Origin of the sequence: Halobacteriovorax sp. (assembly GCF_041587335.1) — a bacterium.
Lineage (GTDB): Bacteria > Bdellovibrionota > Bacteriovoracia > Bacteriovoracales > Bacteriovoracaceae > Halobacteriovorax.
In genome coordinates this window covers 46271-56665 of record NZ_JBFGYP010000005.1, presented here as the reverse complement: position 1 = coordinate 56665, position 10395 = coordinate 46271, and the positions used below count along the sequence as shown (strand labels likewise).

9 protein-coding genes and 1 pseudogene are annotated in these 10395 nt (G+C 36.0%); all 10 read left to right on the top strand.

The annotated features are described in order from the left end of the window. Positions 1 to 255: pseudogene (locus ABX784_RS01855) on the top strand (UDP-3-O-(3-hydroxymyristoyl)glucosamine N-acyltransferase); the annotation flags it as partial. Further along, complete coding sequence (locus ABX784_RS01850; RefSeq protein ID WP_372651891.1) at positions 252 to 737, top strand: 3-hydroxyacyl-ACP dehydratase FabZ family protein; 486 nt, start codon at positions 252 to 254, stop codon at positions 735 to 737. The pseudogene ABX784_RS01855 and the gene ABX784_RS01850, both read left to right, overlap by 4 nt. A gap of 8 nt (positions 738 to 745) precedes the next feature. Next, on the top strand, positions 746 to 1537 hold the full coding sequence (gene lpxA / locus ABX784_RS01845; RefSeq protein ID WP_372651889.1) for an acyl-ACP--UDP-N-acetylglucosamine O-acyltransferase: 792 nt from the start codon (positions 746 to 748) through the stop codon (positions 1535 to 1537). A 10-nt stretch (positions 1538 to 1547) separates the two neighbouring features. After that, a complete protein-coding gene (locus ABX784_RS01840) occupies positions 1548 to 2492 on the top strand; it encodes a Gfo/Idh/MocA family protein (RefSeq protein WP_372651887.1) in 945 nt (314 codons plus the stop codon). Then, complete coding sequence (gene lpxB, locus ABX784_RS01835; RefSeq protein ID WP_372651885.1) at positions 2492 to 3628, top strand: lipid-A-disaccharide synthase; 1137 nt, start codon at positions 2492 to 2494, stop codon at positions 3626 to 3628. Before ABX784_RS01840 ends, lpxB begins: the two co-directional genes overlap by 1 nt. Further along, positions 3621 to 4679: a tetraacyldisaccharide 4'-kinase gene (gene lpxK / locus ABX784_RS01830; protein WP_372651883.1), complete on the top strand. Its 1059-nt coding sequence runs from the start codon at positions 3621 to 3623 to the stop codon at positions 4677 to 4679. Before lpxB ends, lpxK begins: the two co-directional genes overlap by 8 nt. A gap of 87 nt (positions 4680 to 4766) precedes the next feature. After that, the gene (locus tag ABX784_RS01825) at positions 4767 to 5927 is read left to right on the top strand and encodes a DUF3108 domain-containing protein (RefSeq protein WP_372651881.1); all 1161 of its coding nucleotides are present in this window, start codon (positions 4767 to 4769) and stop codon (positions 5925 to 5927) included. Then, entirely contained in the window at positions 5928 to 7097 is a 1170-nt protein-coding gene (locus tag ABX784_RS01820) for a hypothetical protein (RefSeq protein ID WP_372651878.1), read from the top strand. 183 nt (positions 7098 to 7280) lie between these two features. After that, positions 7281 to 9017 (top strand): 30S ribosomal protein S1, encoded by a 1737-nt coding sequence (locus ABX784_RS01815; protein WP_372651876.1) that lies wholly within the window; start codon positions 7281 to 7283, stop codon positions 9015 to 9017. Positions 9018 to 9273: 256 nt separating this feature from the next. Beyond that, the gene (locus ABX784_RS01810; RefSeq protein WP_372651872.1) at positions 9274 to 10335 is read left to right on the top strand and encodes a serine protease; all 1062 of its coding nucleotides are present in this window, start codon (positions 9274 to 9276) and stop codon (positions 10333 to 10335) included. Positions 10336 to 10395: the final 60 nt, after the last annotated feature.

Genomic DNA, 10395 nt, shown 5'->3' with positions numbered 1-10395 from the left:
GTAATAATCTGTGGTCACGTGGCCATAGGTGGTAGCGCAGTATTAGGGGACTTCTGCGTAATGGGCGGTAAGGCAGCTATGGGAGATAACTTTACATTAGGTAAAGGAGTACAAGTTGCTGGAGGCGGTATGGTGAATTGCGATTGGCCAGATGGTGCAGTCGTTGGAGGACACCCTGCAAGACCTATTAAAGAATGGATGAAAGGCCTTGCCTTTGTTCGAAAAGAGTCTTTACGTAAGGGAGAGAAGAAATGAAAATTGAAAACGAATTAGTATTAAAGTTTTTACCACATAGAGATCCTTTTCTATTTGTGGATACAGTAGAAGATGTTGTAGCCCCTAGAGAGCTTGCTGAGGGAGAGTTACTTCCACTTAAGGAACTTGTAGGAACAAAAGTTATTGCTAATTTTCATATGAGAGAAGACCATCCAATTTTTGCTGGGCACTTTCCAGGGAATCCTATTTTTCCTGGTGTCGCACAAGTTGAAATGATGGCCCAAGCATCAAGTTTTATCTATGTACATGCTTACGAGAATCCATATGTTCAGAATATGGATGTTGCTCTAGTTTCAATTAGTAATGCAAAGTTTAGAAAACCTGTTTATCCAGGAATGGACTTAGTTATTGAAACAGAATGCGCAAAGGTAAGAGGTCCAATGGTAGAGAGTCATTGTCGATTACTTCATGATGGACAACTTGTGTCTGAATGTACTGTGATGGCCTCTGTAAAAATGTAGGAGAATTTATGGAAAACTTAATCCACGAAACAGCAATTGTTTCTCCAAAGGCTACGATTGGTAAAAATGTAGCAATAGGTGCTTATTCATTAATTGGAGACGATGTTGTTATCGGTGATAATACAATTATTCACCACCATGTAACAATCGTTGGCCATACAGTTGTTGGGAAGAATAATCACTTTTTTCAATATAGCTCAATTGGAGAGGCTCCTCAGGATTTATCATATAAGGGAGAGCCTACTAGAGTTGTGATTGGTGATAATAATGTATTTAGAGAGTTTAACTCTGTTCATAGAGGAACTCTAAAAGATAGAGAAGAGACTACTATTGGAAGTGATAACTTCTTTATGTCATACGTTCATATAGGACATGATGTTGTTCTTGGAAGTAATTGTATTATTGCTAATTCTACAAACTTTGCAGGTCATGTGAAAGTTGGAAGCCGTGTGATTATTGGTGGTGGAACGAATATTTCTCAATTTGTTTCTCTAGGTCGAGGTGCTTATATTGGAGGTGCTTCTGCTATTGATAGAGACGTTCCTATCTTTGGAACTGCTTACGGAAATAGATGTAAGCTAAAAGGAATTAATATTATAGGTCTTAGAAGACAAGGGTATGAGAAGAAAGATATCTCTGAGCTTGTAGACTTTTATAGAACTATGGAGTCGTCGCCATTATCTGCAAGAGCATTTGTTGATCATCCTGAATTAATTGAAGAATTTTCTGGAAATGCATTAATAGATGAAATGTGTGATGGAATAAGAAAAAGTGAAATTGGTATAGCACCATTTATTTAACGGAGACGTTTTGAAAAAATTAAGAGTTGCAGTTGTTGGTTTTGGACACTTGGGAAGATGGCATGCTGATAAAGTTTCAGTACTTGAGGCCAGTGAGTTAGCTTATATCGTTGAGCCATTTGAGCAGGCGCAAGCTAAGGCCAAAGAGGCCCACCCTAATACTATCGTAACTACTGAAGTTAAAGATATTATTGGTAAAGTTGATGCGGCAATAGTTGTAACTCCAACATCTTTTCACTATGACGTTGTAAAAGAATTACTATTAAATGATATTCATGTCTTTTGTGAAAAGCCTATGACTTCAACACCTGAGCAGGCAGTTGATATTGGTGAAATTTTAGAGAAGAAGAATTTAGTTTTTCAAGTAGGTCACAGTGAGAGATGTCATCAAATCTGGGAAAGAAGAGATGAATTTTCAAAGTACTTTGAAGAAGCACCAACTGCTAGATTAAATAGAGTTGCTTCTTTTAAAGGTAGAGCAACAGATGTTGATGTTGTTCAAGATTTAATGATTCATGATATTGATTTACTTCTCTACCTCTTTAGAGAGAGACCTGTCTCTTTAAGTTCGAAGGGATATAAGATTAGAACCGATAAGTGGGATCACGTTAGTACTGACTTTACTTTTAAGAGTGGTCTTCGCGCTAACATAACAGTAAGTAGAAACCATGTTAAGGAAATGAGAAATTTAGAAGTCACAAATAAATGTGGAACTCTATTCTTCGATTTATTTGAAAATAAATTACTTGTTGGAAGTGGTGATGCTCAGGAAGATTTTGTTCAAGAAATCCCTTATGAAAAAAGAGATCACTTACTTATTGAACAAGAGAAATTCTATAACTCTATTTTAAATGGTGATGATATTTTTGTAGATTTCTCCGCTGGAATAAATGCTGTTGAATTAATAGATAAGGTTCTTCTTAGTTTAGATACTGAGAAGGAGATCTTACTGTAATGAAGAATTGCTTAATTATAGCGGGAGAAAAGTCGGGAGAGGAGCATGCATTGAGCTTTATACAAAGCTTAAAAGAGACTTCTCCAGATTGCCGCTTTTGGGGCGTTGGTGGTGATGAACTTCAAGAAGAAGGTATGGAGTTAATCTACCATTTAAAAGATTTTTCTTCATGGGGTGTTAGTGAAGTTATTGGAAAGATTCCATTCTATTTCAATGCCCTAAAAAATATTGAATCTCTCGTCGAAGAGAGAAATTGTAAAGTTGCTATCTTGATAGACTTTCAAGACTTTAATTTAAGACTTGCTAAGAGGCTTAAGAAGAAAGGTGTTAATGTTTTATATTACGTGGCTCCTCAGGCATGGGCCTGGAAAGCATATAGAGCAGAAGTTCTAGAGAAAACAGTACATTCTTTGTTTACAATTATTCCATTTGAAAAAAAGTGGTTTGAAGATAGAGGAGTGACTAGAGTCAAGAGCATAAGCCACCCTCTATGGCTAAATTATGAAAAGGATGTAAAAGATCTACCTGAAGCTAAGTCTTTTAAGGACCTAGAAAAGTGTACTAATGTATTACTACTTCCAGGTAGTAGAAGTTATGAGGTAAAGAGTTTACTTCCTGACTTTATCGAGAGTATTAAAGAATTAAGAAAAAATCATAAGATAAGTGTTGGTCTCGTCGCATCTGGAAATATTAATAAAGATTTTATTAATCCTTATAAAGACGATATAGACTGTATTTGGGATAACGAGCAATTAAGTAGTGCCTTAAAGTGGGCGGATTGCTCTCTTGCTGCAAGTGGTACGGTCACTCTTGCTACAGCTCTTTTTAATGTTCCGACAATAGTTGCCTATAAAGGCTCCCTGTTAAATGAATTTATATTTAAAACATTTCTTTCCTATGATGGATTTATTTCTCTTGCAAATATTGTACATGAGGAAGAAGTTTTTCCAGAACTTCTGCAGGAGAGAGTCTCTTCATTTAATTTAGTAAAAGAGCTTTCTAATATCATTGATAGCGAAGAAGTTTATAATAGTAAGATCACTACTTTGAAGAAGACAGCCGCTCTTATTAGTGGCGGTGAGTTTGATGCAGGATTATATATGGGGAAAGTAATAGAGGATTCATATCGTGAGTAACTTTTTTTCTAATATTCTTCAATGGATACTACTTCCACTCACTCTTATTTGGGAATGGGTCTATATTATTCGAAGGTTCATGTTCAATTATGGATTGTTCAAAAAAAACTACTTCCAAGTCCCAATTATATCAATTGGAAATTTAACATTTGGTGGAACAGGTAAAACTCCTTTTACTCTTTGGTTATCAGAGTATCTAGGGGAGCAGAAGAATAAGAGAGTCTTTGTTCTTATGAGAGGCTACAAGGGAAACCTTGAACATGGCAGTGGACTTTTAAAAAGTGGTGCAAGACTTGGTTACAATCCTTTTGAGTATGGTGATGAGGCACTTCTTTTAGCTAGAAGACTTAAGAATACATATATAGCGGTTGGTAAAAAAAGAAGTGAAAACCTTGCTCATTACTTTGATGAGGTCTCTCCAGATGTTGTTTTACTGGATGATGGTCATCAGCATTTAAAATTAGATAGAAATTTAAATATAGTTTTGTTTGATAGTTTAATGTCTCTTGATAAGTACAAGGTTGCGCCCCAAGGTTATATGAGAGAAGGATTCACAGCACTCAAAGATGCTGACGTAGTCATTCTTGGAAGGGCCGATTTAGTTACAAAGGAAAAGTTAAGCTCTCTAAAAACGTTAGTACATAAGTATAATCCTAGAATAAAGTTTGCTGAGATTTGCTATAGGCCTACTGGGCTTTTCAATATTTCTTGTGAGAAAGTTTTTGAAGTAGACCACCTTGTTGGAAAAAGAGTTATATGTGTTGCAGGAATAGCTTCTCCGAGTTCTTTCTTCAAGTATATTGAAAATCTTGGAATGGAAGTTATCCATCAAGTATCATATCCGGACCATCATTATTTTAAGGCCGACGAAATTAATCAGCTAGTTGAGCAGTCCATTGCTGAAGACGCTTATATACTAACTACTGAGAAGGATATTGTTAAAATTAGACGTGTTGTAGACACTGAAAGACTACTTTATGTTGAGATTAAAGTAGATTTCTTAAGTGGTGAGCAAGATGTTAAGGACTCTATCGACTCCGCCTTTGAATAAGCTTCCCACTTTCTTTAGATGACCCAAGAAGTTAATATATAAGCTGAATAATTTTAAAAACTTAGCTCTTTTACTTGGGTCATAATTATGAATACAAAATATATATTAATCGCATTCACCTCTCTCGCTCTTTGGGGGTGTTCCTCAACTAAAGACCGAAAGTTTCGAGATCAGGTTTCATCTGAGTTAGTTGAGGCCTTTGACTTGGAAGATAATCAGTTTGAAAAATTTAAAGTCCATGATTTTAAAGAGGGTGATGAAGAAGTAGTTAAAGAGAAAGTCTCTTCATCTAAAGACAAGCCTGCGCTTAAGGACTCACCAAAACATAAAATAAAAACAAAAACAAAAACCAAAAAGAAAGTGGTAAAGAAGAAGACTTCAACTAAGTCGAAAGAAGAAGTCGTCTCAGATAGTGTTGAGCCCGATGAAAAGATTGGAGAAGAACATGAAGAATATCCTGATGTCTTCAAGGGCTATAATAAAAAATATAAGTATGTTTGGGATAATGTTAAGCCAATCTTTTATCCAAATGAAAAATTTGTATTAAGAGCGAGCTACCTCGGTATCACTGTGGGGCATGCTCAACTAGAAACCCTCCCTGTTGTTAATGTAGCAGGACGTAAGGCGTTTCATTTCAAAGGTTCTCTTAAAAGTGCAAGCTTTTATAACTACATCTATGAAGTTGAGGACTGGATTGAGAGTTATGTTGATGCAAAAACATTTCTACCTGTTAAATATACTCTTGTTCAAAGAGAGTCTGGCCAGAATGTGGATGACTTACAATTATTTGATTTAGAAACTCTTAAAACATACTTTTGGTATAAGAGACTGAAGAAAGGTAAAATTAAAAAGATAGAAAAGAATGAGTTTACTCCTAAGTATTTCCAGGATTCTTTCTCGGCTCTTTATTTTGTGAGAGGACTGGAATTAAAAATAGGTAGTAAGTATGAATTTCCAATAATTACGAGAACAAAAATTTGGTTAATGAAAATGGAAGTTGAAAAAATTGAAGAAATTAAGATTATGGGAAAATGGGTTAAGGCATTTAAGATTAAGGCCGAAACTCGCTTCCCAGGTGTTCTGTCTAAAAAAGGGGATATTAACTTTTGGTTTAGTACAGATAAGTATAGAAAGATTTTAAAGTTCAAGGCCAACGTTAAAATTGGTGCCATTGAAGGAGAGCTTGTAGACTATAGTCAGGGTGATAAAAGGTTTTCTATGAGTGATATTTTCCCTGGAGAGTATTAAATGGCAAATATCTTTCGTGATCAACAAAATATTCTTTATGTCTGTCTTGGTTCTAAATGGGGAACAAGAGAGAGAATGGCAATTAAGGATTGCTTGATTGCTAGAGAGACAGGACATAATATTTTCTTATACTGCATAAGAGATTCTATAATTAATATAAAAGCTAAAGAGCTAGGTATTGACTGTCTTTTTCACGTTGGAAGTATTTCTCTTAACTTCTTGAAGTGGCATAAGCTAAACGCATTTGTTCAGTATCTTACAAAATTCAATATTTCTCTGGTTCACTGCTATGATATTTCGTTTCTATGGCCAGCGAGTTTTTACCTAAAAAGAAAATCGAAAATCTCTCTTGTCTTCACTTTCAATCATGAGATTAAGAAGTTCTATAGAAAGTTCTGGCACAGAAATTTAATTAGAAGGATAGACCAAGTCTTTCTTCCCATTAAAGAAATGGCAGATGGTGTCCATGGGCATTTAGAAGTACCTATTCGAAAGTTTGAGTATACCGGACTAGGGGTAGGCAAGGATATTAATTCTAGTAATTCTGATAAGAGCTCTGGAGCATGGTTTGTTGGTTGTGCTGTCGGGGGACACGAAAAAGATATTGAGTTTTTAAAGCCTGCTATAAGTGCAATAAACTCACTTAATACGAAGTCTAGTCTTGTTAAAAAAGTGAAGCTACTTATCTATTCTGAAGTTGCTTGGGATAAGTTTCTGCTAAAGGATAGTGTTAAGAAATTTATCACCGAAATAGGTGCTGTAGATAATGTCTTTTTAGAGTTCACAGATGATGTAAGCCAGTGTTGCCTAATGGTTGATGCCTGGATTGGATTAGATACAAAAGTTCCTATTGAGGATCTCTTAGTGAACTCGCTTCTAAATAATGTTCCTTCACTTGCCCCAAGGACCTATGCAACAAAAGAGTTGTTTAGAAAGAGGGGAAGATTGGGAGAAACTTATAAGCCAGGTGACGCACGCGAGATAAGGGAGAAGATTGAGAAGATCTTTGTGACTTACACGGATTATTTAAATCGCCTAAGTAAGGGAAAGGAGAATCTCATCTCTGACTTTGGCTATGAATTCTATAAGAATCAACTACTTATGGGGTATCAAAAGATACTCACTAAGCGTGAGAGATTAATTAGAAATAAGACCCTTAAGAGACTGTAAATTAACAAATAATCAAAATATTTAACTGTACTTTATCCAGTGCATCAGTTATCTTTTCGCAAAACAAATTTCTCTCATGTCGCAGTAGCGAATACAGAGACGCGGGCATTGCCAGCGCTATCTAAAATTATGGTAAAGAATCGGGAATATCCAAGCCTGAATCTGAGCCTAGGGAGGTCAAATATGACTACTCAAGAATTAAAACAAAAATGGATGGAAGGTTTTGAAATCGTTTACGGTGAAGACGTAGAAACTGTTGAAGCAACAGAATTTTCAAAGCTATTAGACACAACAACTACTAAGAACTTTCAAGAAGGTGAAGTTTTTATGGGGAACGTTGTTTCTATTGGACCTGATTATGTAATGATCGATATCGGTTATAAGCAAGAAGGTTTAGTTTCAGTTAGAGAATTCCAAAACTATGATGGTTCTCTAAAGATTAAAGAAGGTGACGATATTGAAGTTTATTTAGATAAGCTTGAGTCATCAATGGGTAACCTTGTTCTTTCTAAAGATAAGGCCGAAATCCTTAAAGCTTGGGATAAAATTTCTGAAGCTTGTGAAAAAGGTACTCCTCTTGAGGGGACTGTTATCGCTAAGGTTAAAGGTGGACTTTCTGTAGATATCGGCGTTAAGGCGTTCTTACCAGGTTCTCAAATTGATCTTAGACCAACTAGATACCTTGATAAGTACATCGGTAAAAAGATGGAATTCAAAGTTATCAAGTTCAACAAGAAAAGAGGAAACATCGTACTTTCAAGAAGAGCTATTCTTCAGGAAGAGCGTGGAAAAATGAGACAAGAAATTCTTGATCAAATTCAAGAAGGTATGATTGTTAAAGGTATCGTTAAAAACATCACTGATTACGGTGCATTCATCGATCTTGGTGGTATTGACGGTCTTCTACATATTACTGATATGTCTTGGGGAAGAGTTAAGCATCCTTCTAACCTACTTAATATGGGTGACGAAATTGATGTTAAGATCCTTAAGTTTGATTCTGAAAAAGAAAGAGTTTCTCTTGGACTTAAGCAAGTTCAACCAAACCCTTGGGAAAAAGCTAAAGAGACTTACACTGCTGGAACTAAAGTTGGTGGAGAAATCGTATCTGTTAAAGATTACGGTGTATTCATTGAGCTTGACGATGGGATCGAAGGTCTTATCCACGTTTCTGAAATGTCTTGGACAGGGAAAATTAAAAACCCAGCTAAGCACTTCAACGTTGGTGAAAGAATTGAAGCTCAAGTACTTGACGTTGACGTTGAGAACAAGAGAATTTCTCTTGGACTTAAGCAACTTCAAGAAAATCCATGGGAAGCAATTGAAGCTAAGTACCCTGTAGGGACTAAAGTAACTGGTAAAGTTAAGTCAATTGTTGAATTTGGAATGTTTATTGATCTAGGTGAAGATGTTGATGCATTAATTCACGTATCTGATCTTTCTTGGACTAAGAAAAACGTAAACATTAACGAAGAATACAAAGAAGAATCTGAAGTTGAAGCTGTTGTTCTTTCTGTAGACAAAGAGAACTCTAAGTTCTGTCTTGGAATTAAGCAACTTCACGAAGATCCTTGGAAGAAAATTGAAACTAGATTTCCTGTTGGAACTGTAGTTGAAGCAGAAGTAGTTAGAGTTACTGACTTTGGTGCTTTCGTTGAGCTAGAGACTGGTATTGAAGGTCTAGTACATATTTCTGAACTTTCTGAAGAGAGAGTAGATAAGCCTGAAGACGTTATCAAAAAAGGTGACGTTGCAAAAGCAATGGTAATTTCAATTGATAAAGATGCGAAGAAGATCGCTCTTTCAATTAAAGCTGCTGCAAGTGCTGCTGCAAGTGGTTCTTATAATGCAGGTACAGTGAAAGCTGCTACACTTGCTGATAAGTTCAAAGGTTTCTCAATCGATAAAGACGAAGAATAATATAAAATTTAAAATTTGTTTTTATATCTAGGGCCCACCTTTGTGGGCCCTTTTTTTGGTCTACTCTAGGAATTATCTCCCATTCTTACATTTTATATTGCAGTGAATTATTTTATAAGTATTTGTAATTTCATTGAATATGTCATCTGTCTGACATATTCTTACATTTGCATGTACTAATTACAATGCCTGGCCCTATTCGCTGACACAATAAATTCTGGGTGTTAGTTTTTTGCCATCGAAAAAGGGGAGAAGAATGAAATCAGTATTAGTATTAACAGCTTTATGTGTAAGCGCCAATATCGCAGCAGCTCAACCAAAAGTAGCCTACGGTGAAGATAATAGAATAGATATAGTAGATAGTAGAAACTCTATGAGAAAGACTCTAGCTTCATCTACAGCAACTCAGATTAAGAACTATAACCTTACTCTATCTGAAGATAAGATGACTTATGACTTAAAGGACTCAACTCTTGAACAATTTATGTTGAGTATATCTAGATCTTGGTGGAACCCAGAGGGAACTCCTCTATGTGAAGGTGAGAAGTTTGCGAAGCAACTTTCTATCGGTAACTGTTCAGGTTTCCTAGTAGGAGATAAGTATTTAGTAACTGCTGGTCACTGTATGACTTCAGATTCTGATTGTGCAGGTGCCAAGTGGGTATTTGATTATAAAAAAGGTGAAGTTGAAGACCTAAGCATTGAAGCATCTAGTGTTTACTCTTGTAAGACTATTGTTAGTCAAAAGCTAACTAGCCACGATAAAATGGATTATGCATTGATTGAGCTAGATAGAGTTGTTGAAGGTAAAGAGCCTCTGCAATTTAGAAAAGAGGGGAAACTTGCTCTTGGTGAGGGTGTATTTGTTATCGGTTCTCCATCAGGTCTTCCACTGAAGATTTCAGGTGATGCAACTGTACAGTTAAATGATAACGATGTATTTTTCAGCTCAGATTTAGATACTTTTGGTGGTAACTCAGGATCTGCAGTTTTCAATGCAAGAAGTGGAGAAGTTGAAGGTATCTTAGTTCGTGGAGCTAAAGATTACGCAACCTATACTAAGCAAGATGCAGATGGAAATGACTACCAGTGTATGGGAGTTAACTACTGTGAAGCTGGTGTTACTGGTGGATCTTGTGGTGGTGAAGCAGTGACTAGAATTACAAACCTTGAAATTGAAAAGACGATTGAAGAGTTTGAAAATAAAGAAGTTGCAGAACTAACTCCTGCTGAAGAAGCGTTAGCAAGTGCAGATGCCGCAAGTGCAGCTTTCTTAGCAGAAATAAATGGAATCTTAGATTCAGCAGAACTACAATAAGAAGAGTTAACAGGTGAAGCGAACCTCATAATTGTGTCGCGACCTTTTAATTATATAAGG